The sequence below is a fragment of the Terribacillus halophilus genome (genome assembly GCF_900101385.1).
Taxonomy (GTDB): domain Bacteria; phylum Bacillota; class Bacilli; order Bacillales; family Amphibacillaceae; genus Terribacillus; species Terribacillus halophilus.
In genome coordinates, this window is the sequence record NZ_FMZB01000001.1 from 178274 (window position 1) to 194591 (window position 16318).

The following is a 16318-nucleotide window of genomic DNA, read 5'->3' on the forward strand; positions in this document are numbered from 1 at the left end:
ATTAAATGATTAATTTGTCGTGAATATTTTGAAAATTTGTTGTCAAGCTATCCATTCTCCTTTAGAATGATGGAAGAGGCTATAATCAGAGGAGGTAATTAGCAATGATCAGCTTTTTATCTTTTGTCGACCAAGTGGAACAAGATTTGAAACGCCCTTCCACAGCCACGGAATATGATTTTTTGCAATGGATGCATGAACAATATGTCGCCGAACAATCGGATATACTGAAACAAGCGCAGTAACAGAACCAAGTCCCGCCAGAATTGGCGGGCTTTTTTATTTTTGCGCTAGGGAGGAAGAGCTTGGACATTGTTGTGGATTAATCTTTTTCCTCCATATCTGATATAATGCAGGTAGTTGCAAAACGATGGAGGTGTTCGGCTTGTTAAGTGAAGAAGCAGTGCTGCGGCATATGAAAGAGGAACTGGAGCGGGCATTGGGCATGGATGATGTCCAGAAGCAGCGGGAGCATGTTCGGGCGGTCCGTTCGATGTGTGACCTGTTTTTGCAAAGTGAGCAACCAGTCAAGATACAGACGCCCAAACAGACAGCGTCACAAACTGGACCGTCAGCGGCGGAATGGGCAGCGATGACAGGGGAATGGCCAGCCCAGCAGCAGCCCAAGAAGGCATTTGAGGACGATGATGACGAATCGAACGGCAAATCCTTGTTCGATTTTTGATATAAAGGAGCAGAAAAATGAAAGCATTACTTATAATTGCAGCTATCAGTGGTTTCCTTACTGTAGGTCTTGGAGCATTCGGGGCGCACGGACTGGAAGGAAGGTTGACGGAGAAGGCAATCGCCACTTGGGAAAAAGCGGTCCTATACCAGATGTTCCATACACTGGCGCTAATCGGGATAGCATTGCTTTTGCAAAAAATCCAAGCGGGAAGTTTGATGACTGCCGGCGGTTTCTTCATCGCAGGTATCTTGTTATTTTCTGGAACGCTTTATATATACGCTGTCAGTGGTATTACGGTTTTTGCCTTGATCACTCCAGTAGGCGGTGTCGCATTCTTGATTGGCTGGGCGCTGCTCGGTTATTCCGCAATCAAATATCTATAAAGGAAAAACCTCTGCCGCAGCAGAGGTTTTTTCATCGTGGAGGGTATGTGGCCAAGCCGCCCGGATTTCCGATAGGGTAATTATAATTGAGCGGTTCATCGAATGTGACATAATCAAGATAGACCATCAACAATAAGTAGCGGCGGTTATTCTCCGGATCACGCAGGATAAGGTGATCACGTCCGGCAGCTTCGACCGTGCCTTTGAAGATCTTTGCGTTCCAGCGGTCATTGTTTTCGAATGTCATATAGACAGTGGCCAGCTTGCCGCGGTTCAGGCGCAGGATGTTCTCGATGTATGACTGCTCGGTCGGAAGCCCAGGACCTGCACCACCGCCTGGAAATCCACCACCTTGAACTTGTGACGGAACCTGCTGTTGTTGCTGAGGGTAAAACGGCTGATTTTGCTGGCGGTTTGGATAGCTGTAATTCGGGACTTGCGGATAAGCATATGGCTGGCCCTGTTCTTGGTACTGCGGGGTACTCGGAGTCGGATTCTGGTTCTCTTGATTCGGGTTCTTACTCATTTTCATTCCCCTTTCCTGTACATTCACTTAGAAGACACTTGGCAGGCTGGCTGCAGGGGTGAAGAAAATCTTTGTAATTGCTTGTGCTCTTTATCAGCCCGAACTGAACTGATTCTTCTCCTGACAAATGCCATTGCCTAACCTTATGTCAAAGGAACTCATGCCTGTTCTTTGACATGATATGTGACCGGAAAGTAGGGTAGAACAAAAGATATAAAAAAGCTGGACCGACCGGGTCCAGCTTGCATCAAATATGGAAGTAGTCGGAGGCTGCTTCTATTGTCAGGATATTTCCGAAATAGAAGTCGCCGAATTCACCATAGCGTGCGCTTACTTCATCGAAACGCATTTCATAAACCAGCTTCTTGATTGGCAGCGGATCGTGGGCAAACAGCGTGACGCCCCACTCCCAATCGTCGAATCCGAACGAACCTGTGATGATCTGTTTGATTTGACCAGCATATTTACGGCCGGTTTTGCTGTGCTCGTACATCAGTTTTGAACGAGCATCTTTTTCAAGTGAATACCAGTTGTCTTCATTCATCCGGCGCTTATCCATCGGGTAAAAGCACATATAATCCCAGCGCGGCAAGATTGGTTTCAGGCGTGCCTGAACTTCTGGCTTCTGTTCGATATCGACGCCGGGCTTGCTCATATATTTGGAAAGCTCGACGACTGATAGGTAAGAAAAGCTCTTTGTCATGTAGGAAGCTAATTTCGTTTTGTCGAAAGTCGTTTCGATCTCTTGTAGTTCATCCATTGTCGGTCGCATGATCATGAACATCACATCTGCTTTGTGACCGATAATCTTGTAGGCAAGCTGACTGCCTTTATTTGCTTCTTCCACTTGTTCCATATTCGAAAGCCAGTTCTGGAATTCCTCGATTGCCGCTTGGCGCTCATCAACGGATGCCAGTTTCCAGCTTGTCCAATCCATTACTCGAAAATCATGCAGGCAATACCAGCCGTCCATGGTTTCTACTGCTTCTGCCATGCCTAAACACTCCTTTTTCGTTCACATTTTGTATAGTGTAACACAAACGACATCATACCATGCCTGTCGTTGCTTGCTAATCGCATCTCTATTATAACAACTATCCAGCACACTTAACGTGTATACTTTGACAGAAATGGGAACATCTAAAGGGTTGATTATTTTAATTTAAAAAATCAGTGAAAGCTTATATGACTTTAAAAGTAAAACAAAAAGATTTACTATAGAAATGCAGACATATTCTAGGAGGGTTTTAGGATGAGTGATTTATTTCAAACATTGCGGGAAAAAGTGACAGGTCAGAATAAACGTATCGTCTTGCCGGAAGGATTGGACGAGCGCATTTTGGAAGCAGCTGGAAAGCTTGCACAAGAGGGAATTATTGCGCCAGTTTTAATTGGCAACAAAGAGCAAGTGGAGCAAAAAGCAAAAGAACTGTCCATCAATCTACATGGTGCAACCATTGTCGACCCCGATACTTACGAAAAATTCGATGAGCTTGTCGCTGCGTTCGTGGAACGCCGCAAAGGCAAAGCAACAGAAGAAGATGCAAAGAAATTACTAAAAGACGAAAACTACTTCGGTACGATGCTTGTTTACACAGGCGAAGCAGACGGTCTTGTCAGCGGTGCAGCACACTCCACTGCTGATACAGTACGCCCAGCATTGCAAATCATCAAAACGAAGCCAGGATACAAGAAAACTTCCGGTGCATTCGTGATGGTGAGGGATGATGAGCGTTATGTATTTGGAGATTGTGCTATCAACATCGCACCTGACAGCCAGGACCTTGCAGAGATTGCCGTAGCAAGCGCAGAGACAGCGGCTATGTTCGGTATCGATCCGAAGGTTGCCTTGCTTAGCTTCTCTACAAAAGGTTCTGCCAAATCTCCAGAGACAGAAAAAGTAGCAGATGCGTTGACGATTGCAAAAGAGAAAAACCCTAATCTAGTCGTTGATGGTGAATTCCAATTCGATGCTGCTTTCGTACCGTCCGTAGCTGCGAAAAAAGCACCAGACGCTGTGTTGAAAGGTGATGCGAATGTTTTCGTATTCCCTAGCCTTGAAGCTGGTAACATCGGTTATAAGATTGCGCAGCGCCTAGGCAACTTCGATGCTGTCGGTCCGATCCTGCAAGGTCTGAACGCACCAGTGAATGACCTATCCCGTGGCTGTGATGCAGATGATGTGTACAAGCTTACATTGATTACAGCTGCCCAGTCCGTAGAATAAGTGAAATTTTTAAAGGCGCCTTTACTTGGAAAAAAAGGCGTCTTTTTGTTTGTTTTGTCTTTATTTTCGGATTATAGTAGAATAGCTTTGTTTACATGCAAAAGGAGTGAGTATTGTTGGGCAAGGATATCCGCTATTCATCCGAAGTAACAGATCAGTTTGTGAAGCATGCCATCGATTACGTAGGGGCAGGAGTGGTAATCACAGACCCCTCACTTCCTGATAATCCGATTATTTATACAAACAAAGGTTTTGAAAAACTTACTGGATATCCCACAGAAGAAATCCTTGGTCTTAATTGCCGATTTCTTCAGGGTGAAGATACAGATAGGGACGATGTCTCCATCGTCCGTAATGCGATTAGAAATGAAGAAGCTGTCGTGGTGGAGCTGAAGAATTACCGGAAGAACGGCGAAATGTTCTGGAATGAGCTCGAGCTTTATCCGATTTATCTGGAAAGTGAGCAGAAGACATTTTTCGTCGGCGTCCAAAAAGATGTGACAGAGCGAAAGCAGAATGAAGAGCTGGTGTCGCATTATCTGGAGGAAGTATCCCGCTTATCCACACCGATTGTTCCCATCACGGATACGACCTCCATTTTGCCGCTGATTGGTGATGTGGATGATCGCAGACTGAATCAAATACTGGAACGAGTCGGGGAGCATGTCCAGAAGACGGGAGAGCGGAATTTCCTTCTTGATCTGCAGGGTATCAGCCGTTTTCATAGCGGGGTTCATCATGGCGTACTCCGGCTATATCAACTGCTAGATATGATGGGAACCCGCCTGATCGTTACCGGCTTTCATCCGAAGATGGCTATGGAAAGTGTACAACAAGCCGATTTCAGTGACCAAAACATCAAGTTTTATTCGACAGTGAAACAGGCATTATCCTTTTTGGAGAAAGAAAACCGCTGAACCGATACCCGGTCAGCGGTTTTTGTTTAGGAAATTTTCATTGCGTGAGCGCATCAGTTTCATTCGTTCCTGCTGCAGCTCGGCTTCCCGTACCGTCATTTCGCCAGTTGGAATGATGTGCGTGATGGAAGCTAGTCCGTCGACGATTCGCTTACAAACCTGCTCGCTAGAAAGCGGGACATGGAGCAATTCCTCCAATGATGCCATCGTTTCCGGCACTACTTCGGGAAATGTAAAGCGAGTTTCTGCATCCTTTTTGGCCCTTTCATAAAAGCCCCGGACGATTTCGGCACGTGCAGCGCCACTGCCATCCACACATAGATAAATTTGTACAGCAGAACCGTCTTTGACACGACGCTGGGAAATACCAGCGAATTTCCGGCCGTCTATACTCAGATCATAGGTGCCGGGACAATAGGAACCTTCTACCTCGAACGCTTCGATTTTATCAGTAAGGTCACGGAATATATATTGGATGAAGGCAACCATCGCTTGGTAGCCGTCATGGATCCCGATGTGTTTGGCATCAGGAAAGATGAAGGACAGATTGACAACACCTTTATCCAGCAAAACAGCAAGACCGCCAGAGTTCCGGACGACGGCTTTATAGCCTTTATCCCGCAGATATGCGACTCCTTCATCGATGTAAGGCAATCGCGAATCCGGGATGCCGAGCATGATTGTACGATCATGGATCCACAATCTTGCAGTCGGCGGAACAAGAGTTTCGCCAACAGAAATAGCCAGTGCGTCATCAATCGCGAAGGAAGCCATTGCCTGTTCCGGTCCATCTTCACCGGAATGATCGATAATGCGGAATTCAGGTGCATTGAGTAATGTATGTAACACGTAGTACGCGCTCCTTTTCAACGGAATGGCGTAAAATCGCCAATACATAGTATAGCAAAAAATAGGGTAGACAAGAAACGAGTAAAAGTTACGTTTGGTTATTTACTGGGACCCCGATATTTTATAAACTAGTTCTATTGGACAAAAAATAACGAGATAGAATGACATAAAGTGAGGCAGAGGAAATGGCGTATCGAGATGAAAAGCTAGAAGAAGAAAAAGTTTTCAAAGATCCTGTGCATCGCTATGTACATGTTCGTGATCGCGTCATCTGGGATCTGATAGCGACGCCTGAATTCCAGCGGCTTCGGCGAATTAAGCAGCTCGGAACTTCCAATATGACGTTTCATGGTGCCGAACACAGCCGTTTCAATCATTCTTTGGGTGTGTATGAGATTGTCAGGCGGATCGTCGGTAATTTCGAGAATCGGAAGAACTGGAGAAAAGAACAGCGGCTGCTGCTGCTCTGTGCTGCCTTGCTTCACGATCTCGGCCATGGCCCATATTCCCATTCGTTCGAAAAGGTTTTCGGATTGGATCACGAAGAATTCACCCGCAAGATCATACTCGGTGATACCGGTGTCAACCATGTGCTCCGGAAAGTGAGCGCAAGCTTCCCGAAAAAGGTAGCTGAAGTGATCAATAAGACATACGGCGATAAATTGATTGTCAGTATCATCTCCAGTCAAATCGATGCAGACAGGATGGATTATCTGCAGCGGGACGCATACTTCACTGGCGTCAGTTACGGTCATTTCGACATGGAGCGTATACTCCGGGTGATGCGGCCTCGTGAAGACCAGGTTGTCATAAAAGAGTCCGGTATGCATGCGGTGGAGGACTATATCATGAGCCGCTACCAAATGTACTGGCAAGTATATTTCCATCCGGTGACACGCAGTGCGGAAGTGATTTTGACGAAGATCCTGCACCGGGCCAAAGCTCTCTATCAGAGTGATTATACCTTCAAGCTGCGCCCGCAGCATTTCATCTCTTTATTTGACGGAAATGTCACACTGGGGGATTACATACGTCTCGATGAAAATGTGACTTCCTTCTATTTCCAGGCTTGGCTGGAGGAAGAAGATGATATACTGAGGGACTTATGTGAAAGATTCCTGAACCGCAGGCTCTTCAAATACATTGAGTTCAATCCGCTCCTTCATGTAAAGGAGATGGTCGAGCTGTCCAAGCTTTTCAGCGAAGTCGGCATCGATCCTGAATATTATCTGATCGATGATTCGTCATCGGATTTGCCATACGACTTTTATCGTCCGGGAGAAGAAGAGGAGAGGCTGCCGATCCACCTGCAGCTGCCGAACGGAAAACTCAAGGAACTGTCCCGCCAATCGGATATAGTAGAAGCGATTTCGGGTAAGAAACGAACAGACCATAAATTGTATTTCCCACAAGATATTTTAGAAGCTTTGCCGGATGACAGCAGACAGAAACAGCGTATTTACGAGATTTTATTTCAATAAGGAGGAGCAGCTATGCTAGCTAACCACGCAAATCTCCTGCAATTCTTTTCCTCTGTGGAAGAAGTGGTAGGAAGAAAAAAACTGCAGAAGATGATTTACATACTGAAGAAAAATGGAATTCCGTTCGGTGAAAAATATGAATTTCATTTATTCGGTCCCTATTCGGAGGAATTATCCCTGCGTGTGGATGAACTGAGCAACCTCGGTCTGATCAACGAGATGAAAGAGGATAAAAGCAGCTATACTCAATACCGTTACACGATAACGGAAGAGGGGCAGCAGTTCCTCACACATTATGAAAACCAATTCCCCGACTATCAGGAGGCTGTGCGTCTGTTGAAGGATAGAAGCTCCCGGTTCCTTGAACTTGTATCTACCATGCTGTATTTCGAGGAACTTCCGCAGGAGGAAGTGGAAGAAAAGGTACGGACAGTGAAAAAGAAACAAAATTATACAGATGAAGAGATGAAGGATGCTTGGGAATTCATTGGTTCATTGAAAAAGTTGCAAGCATAAGAGAAGCGAAGGATCTAATGGGTCCTTCGCTTTTTCAGTTAATAATCCCAAAAGCAACTTCATCTAGGACACCTTTTATTCAATTTCCACCTAGTTTCATTTAAGTACAAATTTTAGATGGTCATAACTTAGATAGTTTTAGAAGGTCTCGTCATTCGCTCACCCATTATAGCTGTTAATCTACGAGTGATAAATCGACTTGATTGAGCCAGCCAATAATTTTTGTGGCTCTTTGATGGAAAGACTGCGACAGCATTAATGGTTAGACCTGGATATATCCAAATAGTGGAGTATTCCAGTGCTTTCAGATTCCATGATAAAACAATAGAATTGAAGTGATATTCCAGCACATGCTACTATAGAGACAAAAGTCGAGGGAGCGGTTCACGTGGAAAAGAAAAAGAATAATGCTTTCACGATCATGAAAGATGATTCAACAGATGGTCATGGCGGCTATGGTGTAGGTTCCATCAGTTTGGAAAATATGAGTCCGATCATCGTCGATCCGAATGAGAAAACAGCATATGTCGATATGGCAGCAATGCATGCCCGCAGCCAGGTGGAGCGACGTGTTCGTTTCCAGAATGAGAAAGAAAAGGTGCTGAATGGAAAGCTGTACTGGATTGTCTGGGTGACAGTGCAAAATGGCGGGGATGGTCCATATTATTATGGGGCCGCAGCCAGTGAGATTCTCGTCGACCGTCCGAATCGGATTGCCTACAAGTCGATGCCCGAGCACGTAAAGCATATGGAGCAATCCTTGAAAGGTAAGTATGTGCTGGACCATATGGACGATTTATCGAAGGGATTGCTGAGTGATTTCCTCAAGGAATATAAGCCGGAATTCTGGGATCGCACACCTGAAGAATTAAGAGAGCAATTGCAATGAAGCAAAAGCCGCTGCCCTGGTAAAAGGACAGCGGCTTTTTCCATTTTAAAACAACCAATCAAACCAGTGTTTTCGCCTACTCGGCGGTGCTTCCTGCTTGGGCGATAGCGGATTTTCATCCAAATCGGGATGGCAGTATAGCTTTGGTTCCGTACCCCTTACAAAATAGGTGAACCGGCGTTTTTCGCAATAGGAAGTGGAGAGAAGTCCCGAATCAGGGTCGACGAACACACCTCGTACGCCAGCTGGCGGCCGGAACGCTTTGATCGGTTCACCTGCATGAGCTTTTTCCATGAAGCCGGCCCAAATTTCTTTGCTGTAGGCCAATTCCTTTACTTTTTCCATGGAGCGGTTGTCGTCATAGCCTGTCCAGACAGCAGTCACCAAGTCGGGGCTGAATCCGACCATCCAGCTATCAGTAGTCGTCGTTCCTGATTTTCCTGCATAAGGGCGGCTCAGCTGGTCCTTGATCGTCGCGCCAGTGACACGCATATAACTGCTGAGTGAATCGTCGAACATGCCTGTCATCAAGTCTGTAAGCACAAACAGTCTCTTTTTATCCAATTTACTTTTGCGCTTCGGCTGTTGATGGGAATAGATGGTTTTCCCATTGCGGTCGACAATTTTCTCGATCGTATAACTTTTTATCGGCTTGCCGCCATTGGCAATCCGGCTGTAAGCCACGCCCATCTCTTCGACCGTTACAGGTGAAGTCCCAAGAGCGAGAGAAGGGACTGCTTGTAAATCACTTGTGATGCCAAGCTTTTTGGCATCGGCTGCTACTTTTTCTGCACCGACCATCAAATTCGTCTTCACTGCATAGATGTTATCCGACATGGCGATTGCTTCGGCCATCGTGATATCTTCATTGGCATAATAGCCATGATAATTGCCTGGGGCATATTCTCTGTCGTTCGGCAGCTTGAAAGTTGTTTCTTCACTTTTTAATTGTGTCATTGGAGTAAAACCGTTTTTCAGCGCTGTGTAATAGACAAAAGGTTTGAAAGCCGATCCAGGCATCCGTTTGGATGTAGTGGCCCGGTTATAGGTGCTGGCTTTATAATCGGTACCGCCGACCATGGCCGTGATAGCGCCTGAATCCGGGTCCATGGCAATCGCCCCTGTCTGCAGCTCCGTGTCTGTCGGGATGGTGTCAGCTATTTGCATTTCCAGCTGCAGCTGCTGTTTTGGATCCATCGTTGTATGGACGTGGTATCCAGCAGTGGCAGCTTCTTCTTTATCCATTCCCAGTACCTCGGCTAATTCAGCTGTAATATAATCTTGAAAATAACCAGCACGTTTCAGGCTTTCCCGTTCCTGCTCTGTCGAAAGCGACACGGCCGGAAGCGTTTCGGGTTCTGAGATATACCCTGCTTCCTGCAGCAACCCGTAAATATATTCCTGCCGTTCGTCAGCAAGTTCTTCATTTTGAAAAGGGGAGTAATAAGATGGCCCTTTCGGTATGCCAGCAAGCAGGGCAGCCTCAGCAGCTGTTAAGCTGCCTGGATCTTTATCCATATAATAATCGCTTGCAGCCTGGATGCCATACATCCCATGACCGTAATAAATCGTATTCAAGTAACCTTCCAATATCTCATCCTTTGAATAAAACATTTCCAGCCGAATGCTGTATATGGCTTCCTTGAATTTTCGTGTCCATGTCTTATCATTGGTCAGGTAGAGATTTTTGGCATATTGCTGGGTAATGGTACTGGCCCCTTCCACTTTGGCGCCAGCCTTGATGTCTTGCAGGGCGGCAGCGAATATGCGTTTCCAGGCAAAGCCGTGATGTTTGTAAAAGTTCTTGTCTTCTGCCAGGATGGTTGCATGAATCAAATGAGGAGAGACTTCTTCCAATGATACCCAGCGCTTCGTCGTGTTGCCGTACTGTTCGCCGAGAATCGTATCGTCATTTGCGTAGAATGTCGTACTCCATTTATTCGTCATCGGCGGGGGGCCCAACAAGTAACAGATGAGGAGCAATCCGCCAATGGCAGTCAACATGCCTCCGAGAGTAAATGCCGCCAGTCTTTTCGGTTGGAGCCACTTCTGCCAACGGGCTGTCGGAATCCGAATCAAGTCTATCGCCTGCTTCCTTCATGGTGTCAAAAACAGTATCGGCTAACAGTAGGATAATAAACGTCATAAAGGGTTGCTTTTTTTCGGATTTTCTCTATAATTTGATTGTTTAAAGCTATAAAAATGACCAACACTAGTTGCGAGATGATATAGGATTCTACACATAAGGAGTAATGACATCCAATGGAACTTTGGTATACGGAAAAACAGACAGACAGCTTTGGTATCACGGCAAAAGTGAAGCGTTCCTTGCATAGTGAACAAACTGATTTTCAAAGATTGGACATGCTGGAAACAGATGAATGGGGAAACATGCTGACTTTGGATGGTATGGTAATGACGACAGAACGCGATGAGTTCGTCTATCACGAGATGGTAGCGCATGTACCTTTGTTCACGCACCCGAATCCTGAGAACGTGCTGATCGTAGGCGGAGGAGACGGCGGTGTTATCCGTGAAGTACTCAAGCATGACAAAGTGAAGAAAGCGACACTTGTTGATATTGACGGCAAAGTCATCGAGTATTCCAAAAAGTTCTTGCCTTCCATTGCTGGCAAGATGGATGATCCGCGTGCGGACGTGCGCGTCGGTGATGGTTTCATGCATATTGCCGAGAGTGAGAATGCGTATGATGTCATTATGGTCGATTCGACAGAACCGGTGGGACCGGCGGTGAATCTATTCACTAAAGGCTTCTACGCTGGGATTGCAAAAGCGCTGAAAGAAGATGGTTTGTTCGTTGCCCAGACAGACAACCCATGGTTTAAGGCAGATTTGATTTCCCAGGTATATAAAGATGTAAAGGAAATCTTCCCGGTTACCAAGCTGTACACAGCCAATATCCCTACGTATCCGAGTGGTCTGTGGACGTTCACGATGGGAAGTAAAGTGCATCATCCAAGACAAGTGGAGACAGAACGTCTCCAGTCCATCGAGACGAAGTACTATACGCCTGAATTGCATCACGCTGCTTTTGTACTGCCGAAATTCGTGCAGGATCTATTGAAATAAAACAAGAGAGACGCTTCCAAGTGAAGCGTTTTTCTTGCTGAAAGGGAGGAAAGCTGCATGCATCAAACGAAGATTCCGGTATGGATAGAGATGAATACGGCAATAACGGAGGAAGATGAAACGGAACATACAACGTTGCGGGCAGCTGGTACCTATTCTGCAAAAGGTGGATTGACGGTCGTCAGTTTTACGGAGGAGTCAGAGGAAGTTGCTGATACGAAGACGATGATCACCATTTCAGCGGATAAAGTGAGCATCAAACGTTCAGGCGGCTTTGATATGAAGCAAGTTTTCGTAAAGAATCAGCCGACAGAGAACGTATACCGCCATCCTTATGGTACAATGCATATGGAAACAAGCACGCACGCGATGACGTTCTCGCCGCTGGCGGCTGATAGCCCGGCAGAACTTACGATAAGCTATACAGTAACGCTCAATCAGGTGCAGTCCAGGAAGCATGCACTGACGTTGCGTGTGCAGGAGGAGAGTAACGGATGAATATCGTACAACAGACAGAACAAAAATTGAAAGCGGCGATCCAGGATGCCGTAGTGAAGGCTGGCTTGGCTGATGAACAGACCATTCCGGCTATCATTCTTGAACAGCCGAAGGATAAAGCGCATGGTGACTATGCGACGAATATAGCGATGCAGCTTGCCCGTGTTGCGAAGAAAGCACCTCGCGCGATTGCCGAGGAACTACAGCAGAACTTCAATTATGAACAGGCCCCTGTAGAGAAGATCGAAATAGCTGGACCAGGATTCATTAACTTCTTTATGCGGAACGATTATCTTGGTGAACTTGTCTCGACTATTTTGGAAGCAGGCGATAACTTTGGCCGTACCGATGCAGGTAAAGGGGAGAAAGTCCAAGTTGAATTCGTTTCTGCGAATCCGACAGGCGACTTGCACCTTGGGCATGCCCGCGGAGCGGCTGTAGGGGATTCCCTTTGCAACATCCTTGATGCAGCAGGCTATGACGTGGGACGCGAATATTATATCAATGATGCCGGCAATCAGATCGACAATCTTGCCCGCAGTGTACAGGCTCGTTATCTGCAAGCGCTTGGACAAGATGCTGAAATGCCGGAGGATGGTTATCATGGCAAAGACATCATTGGTATCGGTAAACAGCTTGCTGAGGAGCATGGAGACAGCTATGCTTCAAAACCGGAAGAGGAACGTCTTGCTTTCTTCCGTCAATATGGATTAGCTTACGAATTAAAAAAGCTGGAAAAGGATCTTGCTGATTTCCGTGTACCATTTGATGTGTGGTATTCAGAAACTTCCTTGTATCAAGATGGAAAGATCGACACGGCGTTAGCGACGCTTCGTGAAACGGACTATGTTTATGAGAAGGATGGGGCAGTCTGGTTCCGTTCAACAGATTTCGGTGATGATAAAGACCGCGTCTTGATCAAACAGGACGGCAGCTACACATATCTTACTCCCGATATCGCTTATCATAAAACAAAACTGGATCGCGGATTCTCCAAGTTGATCAATGTCTGGGGTGCCGATCACCATGGCTACATCCCGCGGATGCGTGCTGCTATCCAAGCGCTTGGCTATGACGCCGATACGCTGGAAGTCACGATCATCCAAATGGTGAATCTGTTCGAAAACGGCGAGAAAGTGAAGATGAGTAAGCGTACAGGAAAAGCAGTCACATTGCGTGAATTGATGGAAGAAGTCGGCATCGATGCCATGCGTTACTTCTTCGTCATGCGTTCCAGCGATTCCCACCTTGACTTCGACATGGATTTGGCAAAATCCCAATCCAACGAAAACCCTGTGTTTTACGTGCAGTATGCGTACGCCCGCATCAGCACGATGCTGTCGCAAGCAGTTGAAAAAGGATTCCAGACTGAAGGAGCATTCGATGCTGGGCTCTTGACAGCTGAGAAGGAATTGGATCTCTTGAAGCGTCTTGGTGAATTTCCGCAAGTAGTGGCAGATGCAGCCGAAAAACGTACACCGCATCGTATCACTCAATATGCGTTTGACCTGGCATCGGCACTTCACAGCTTCTATAATGCGGAAAAAGTGTTGAACCCGGATAACGAAGACTTGACGAAAGCGCGGATCGCGTTGATGAAAGCAGTGCGCATCACAATCAAAAATGCATTGCGTCTCATCAGTGTCGAAGCACCGGAAAAAATGTGAAAAAACGCCCGCTGGCAGCAATGCTAGTGGGCGTTTTCATAAGTAATTCCGAAGCGGTCTGAAAAGGATACCGGTTGCTTTGGCAATCCACGGGCGCTTTTGCATATCGTGCATGGAGGCATCGATGCTTGATCGTTCGTCTTTGTTCCAAAGGTCAAACAGCTGGGCGTAAAAGAGATCGTTTTGCCGGATTGTTATCGTAATTTCTTTGTTTATCAATAAACTGCGTCCATCGAGGTTGGCGGAGCCGACGGCGCACCAGGAATCATCGCATAGCACGATTTTTGCATGGTAAAAGCCGTTTTGATACAAATTGATCCGCACTCCGTGCTGCAGCAATCGCCTGGCGAAGTGAAAAGATACTTGGTTGACGACGTAATGATCGACTTTGGATGGCAGCATCAGCCTGACATCCACGCCCCTTTCTGAAGCTCGCTTGAGCGCTCTCTCCACACGTCGAGTCGGAACACAATAGGGAGTTCCGATATACAGATAATTCCTTGCATGGTGGATTTGATGTAGCAGCCAATCCTCATAGCCATCAGCTTCTGTTATGACAACTTCCACCTGGGCACCATCGAAGGATGGTGCCTGTTTCGGTAGTATGCGAAACGGAGTTCCCCAATCAGTGGCGAATAGTTGAACGAATGAATAGACAGCTTCTCCTTCGAGCTTGACGACGCAATCACGCCAGAAGCCGAAACGGGGCTCTTTGCTCAAATACTCTTTTCCGATATTGAATCCGCCAATATATACGCTTTTTTGGTCAATGATGGTCACTTTCCGGTGATTGCGAAAGTTCAAGTTATAGAGTAAATATGGAAACCTTGGTATATTGGCGAATCGGAGCATGACACCGGACTGGCGCAGGAGTTTTCGTTCTTTTTGGGGCAGTCGATAGCCGCCGATCCTGTCAAGTAAGAAACGAACTTTGATTCCTTCCTGTGCCCGTTGTTGCAAGAGATCGACCAGCTGCTGGGTTGGTTCATCCCACTTCACGAGAAAGAATTGGATATCGACAGACTGCTGTGCAGCTTTTATATCACGGATCAGCGCATCATAGAAGCTGATCCCATCATCGAATATGGAAACGAAGGCATGTTTATGGCCGATCAGACGATTGACAGCACTTCTTTTGCTGTGCTTCCTGCCCAACGTCAAGTCCACCCAAATAAGCACCACAAGGAGGAACAGGAGAGCCAGCAGGAGGAAGAAGACATACATATCCTGATCTCCTTTCCTAAAGTAATAATAGGCTTTACAAAAATAGCCAATATCATGTATGATAAATACAAAATAAGAGCGAACGGCAATAGCCGGACTCGGAGGGAAAGGGATGATGACTATGTTGACAACTGCGATGAATGAACAGCCGTCCGTCACGATGCACATCCCTTCCGCGCGTCTGGATTAGCGGAAGTATCTCCGCTTGATGACTCCTAGTGGAAGGGCTGTGCGAACAGTCCTTTTTATTATGGCCAAAAATGGCACCACTAGGAGGAAAACATGAACGAAACATGGAACTTATTAGGGTGGAATGACAAATTGCAAGCAGCGAGGCAGGCGCATGATAAGGAATGGACACCTGCGCGTATTGTATTGGAACATAAGCATATGTACAGAGTGCTGGATGAACATGGGGAGCTGCTGGCGACGCCATCAGGAAAGTTCCGGCAACATGGGAATTTTCCGGCAGTCGGTGATTGGGTGCTGGTCGACGCCCGGCATGAGGAAGGGAAAGCGACGATCCATGCTTTGCTGCCGCGAAAGAGCAAGTTCTCCCGAAACGAAGCAGGAGTTGTGACGAAGGAGCAAATCGTTGCAGCGAATGTCGATTATGTTTATGTAGTGATGGCGTTGAACCAAGATTATAATCCTCGCAGACTGGAACGCTATTTATTGGCAGCTTACGATAGCGGAGCAGTACCTGTCATCATTTTGAGCAAGGGAGATTTGTGCAGCGACGTAGAGGAGAAATTGCTTGAAGTGGAGGCAATCGCTCCCGGTGTCGACGTCCATATCACAAGTGCAGTGGACAGAAGGGGCGTCGATGCAATCAGCAATCAGCTTACAGCTGGTATCACAGCAGCTTTCCTCGGATCTTCGGGTGCTGGGAAATCCACGCTTGTGAATATGCTGTATGGGAAGGAAATACAGCTGGCTGGGGACATCCGTAAAGACGATGGCAAAGGCAGACATACGACAACGCATCGGGAACTCATTCAGCTTCCGGGCGGCGGAATGATCATTGATACACCTGGCATGCGTGAGTTGCAGCTTTGGGATCAGCGGCAATCGGGTATGTCCGCGGCTTTTTCTGACATTGAAGCATTGGGAGATGCGTGCCGTTTCCGGGATTGCACGCACAGAAATGAGCCTGACTGCCGAGTGCAGCAGGCAGTGGAGAGTGGTGAGCTTGAGGCAGAACGGCTGCATAGCTATTTCAAGCTGCAGCGGGAGCTCCAGTATCTCGACACGAAATCATCGGCAAAAGCGCAGCTGGAACAGCGAAAACAGTTCAAGCAACTTTCCAAACACGTCAAACAAGTCAAAAAACGCCGCTGACCGGAAGAAACATTGCATTTTG

17 protein-coding genes are annotated in these 16318 nt (G+C 46.7%); 12 read left to right on the forward strand and 5 right to left on the reverse strand.

All coding sequences use genetic code 11. From position 1 onward, the window contains the following. The first annotated feature begins 104 nt into the window (after window positions 1-104). The 3 genes from BLQ53_RS18805 to BLQ53_RS00860 all read left to right on the forward strand — a co-directional run bounded on the left by BLQ53_RS18805 (window position 105) and on the right by BLQ53_RS00860 (window position 1071). Window positions 105-245: a hypothetical protein gene (locus BLQ53_RS18805; RefSeq protein WP_170829530.1), complete on the forward strand. Its 141-nt coding sequence runs from the start codon at window positions 105-107 to the stop codon at window positions 243-245. A gap of 140 nt (window positions 246-385) precedes the next feature. Beyond that, window positions 386-685, forward strand: coding sequence for a YwdI family protein (locus BLQ53_RS00855; protein ID WP_093725056.1), 300 nt, complete (start codon window positions 386-388; stop codon window positions 683-685). A gap of 17 nt (window positions 686-702) precedes the next feature. Then, window positions 703-1071, forward strand: coding sequence for a DUF423 domain-containing protein (locus BLQ53_RS00860; protein WP_093725058.1), 369 nt, complete (start codon window positions 703-705; stop codon window positions 1069-1071). 31 nt (window positions 1072-1102) lie between these two features. Here BLQ53_RS00860 and gerQ read toward each other — a convergent pair whose 3' ends face one another. Further along, entirely contained in the window at window positions 1103-1603 is a 501-nt protein-coding gene (gene gerQ, locus BLQ53_RS00865) for a spore coat protein GerQ (protein ID WP_093725060.1), read from the reverse strand. Window positions 1604-1844: 241 nt separating this feature from the next. Then, window positions 1845-2591, reverse strand: a complete 747-nt coding sequence (hemQ, locus tag BLQ53_RS00870) for a hydrogen peroxide-dependent heme synthase (protein ID WP_093725062.1) — start codon at window positions 2589-2591, stop codon at window positions 1845-1847. A 258-nt stretch (window positions 2592-2849) separates the two neighbouring features. On the opposite strand from hemQ, the gene pta reads away from it, so the two are divergent. Then, window positions 2850-3824, forward strand: coding sequence for a phosphate acetyltransferase (pta, locus tag BLQ53_RS00875; RefSeq protein WP_093725064.1), 975 nt, complete (start codon window positions 2850-2852; stop codon window positions 3822-3824). A 116-nt stretch (window positions 3825-3940) separates the two neighbouring features. Further along, window positions 3941-4741 carry a YtvA family blue-light photoreceptor gene (ytvA, locus tag BLQ53_RS00880; protein ID WP_244499194.1) on the forward strand — a complete coding sequence of 267 codons (801 nt, stop codon included), beginning with the start codon at window positions 3941-3943 and terminating at the stop codon, window positions 4739-4741. Between the two features lie 12 nt (window positions 4742-4753). On the opposite strand, the gene BLQ53_RS00885 is transcribed toward ytvA, so the two are convergent. After that, window positions 4754-5590, reverse strand: a complete 837-nt coding sequence (locus BLQ53_RS00885) for a lipoate--protein ligase family protein (protein ID WP_244499195.1) — start codon at window positions 5588-5590, stop codon at window positions 4754-4756. Between the two features lie 185 nt (window positions 5591-5775). Here BLQ53_RS00885 and BLQ53_RS00890 point away from each other — a divergent pair, with 185 nt between their 5' ends. From BLQ53_RS00890 to BLQ53_RS00900, 3 genes are all read left to right on the forward strand, one after another. Then, complete coding sequence (locus tag BLQ53_RS00890) at window positions 5776-7071, forward strand: HD domain-containing protein (protein ID WP_093725070.1); 1296 nt, start codon at window positions 5776-5778, stop codon at window positions 7069-7071. Between the two features lie 12 nt (window positions 7072-7083). Further along, the gene (locus BLQ53_RS00895) at window positions 7084-7587 is read left to right on the forward strand and encodes a YwgA family protein (protein WP_093725072.1); all 504 of its coding nucleotides are present in this window, start codon (window positions 7084-7086) and stop codon (window positions 7585-7587) included. 388 nt (window positions 7588-7975) lie between these two features. Continuing rightward, entirely contained in the window at window positions 7976-8476 is a 501-nt protein-coding gene (locus tag BLQ53_RS00900) for a YwhD family protein (protein ID WP_093725074.1), read from the forward strand. 45 nt (window positions 8477-8521) lie between these two features. On the opposite strand, the gene BLQ53_RS00905 is transcribed toward BLQ53_RS00900, so the two are convergent. After that, on the reverse strand, window positions 8522-10555 hold the full coding sequence (locus BLQ53_RS00905) for a transglycosylase domain-containing protein (RefSeq protein ID WP_244499196.1): 2034 nt from the start codon (window positions 10553-10555) through the stop codon (window positions 8522-8524). Window positions 10556-10738: 183 nt separating this feature from the next. Between BLQ53_RS00905 and speE the strand changes: the two genes are divergently transcribed. From speE to argS, 3 genes are read left to right on the forward strand one after another with little or no spacing between them, the layout of a single operon-like run. Beyond that, a complete protein-coding gene (gene speE, locus BLQ53_RS00910; protein ID WP_093725076.1) occupies window positions 10739-11566 on the forward strand; it encodes a polyamine aminopropyltransferase in 828 nt (275 codons plus the stop codon). Window positions 11567-11623: 57 nt separating this feature from the next. Further along, window positions 11624-12064, forward strand: a complete 441-nt coding sequence (locus BLQ53_RS00915) for a YwiB family protein (protein WP_093725078.1) — start codon at window positions 11624-11626, stop codon at window positions 12062-12064. Beyond that, window positions 12061-13731 (forward strand): arginine--tRNA ligase, encoded by a 1671-nt coding sequence (argS, locus tag BLQ53_RS00920; RefSeq protein WP_093725080.1) that lies wholly within the window; start codon window positions 12061-12063, stop codon window positions 13729-13731. Before BLQ53_RS00915 ends, argS begins: the two co-directional genes overlap by 4 nt. Window positions 13732-13767: 36 nt before the next feature. Here argS and BLQ53_RS00925 read toward each other — a convergent pair whose 3' ends face one another. Next, window positions 13768-15114: a phospholipase D-like domain-containing protein gene (locus BLQ53_RS00925; RefSeq protein WP_170829531.1), complete on the reverse strand. Its 1347-nt coding sequence runs from the start codon at window positions 15112-15114 to the stop codon at window positions 13768-13770. A 123-nt stretch (window positions 15115-15237) separates the two neighbouring features. On the opposite strand from BLQ53_RS00925, the gene rsgA reads away from it, so the two are divergent. Continuing rightward, a complete protein-coding gene (gene rsgA, locus BLQ53_RS00930) occupies window positions 15238-16296 on the forward strand; it encodes a ribosome small subunit-dependent GTPase A (protein ID WP_093725084.1) in 1059 nt (352 codons plus the stop codon). The last annotated feature ends 22 nt before the right edge of the window (window positions 16297-16318 follow it).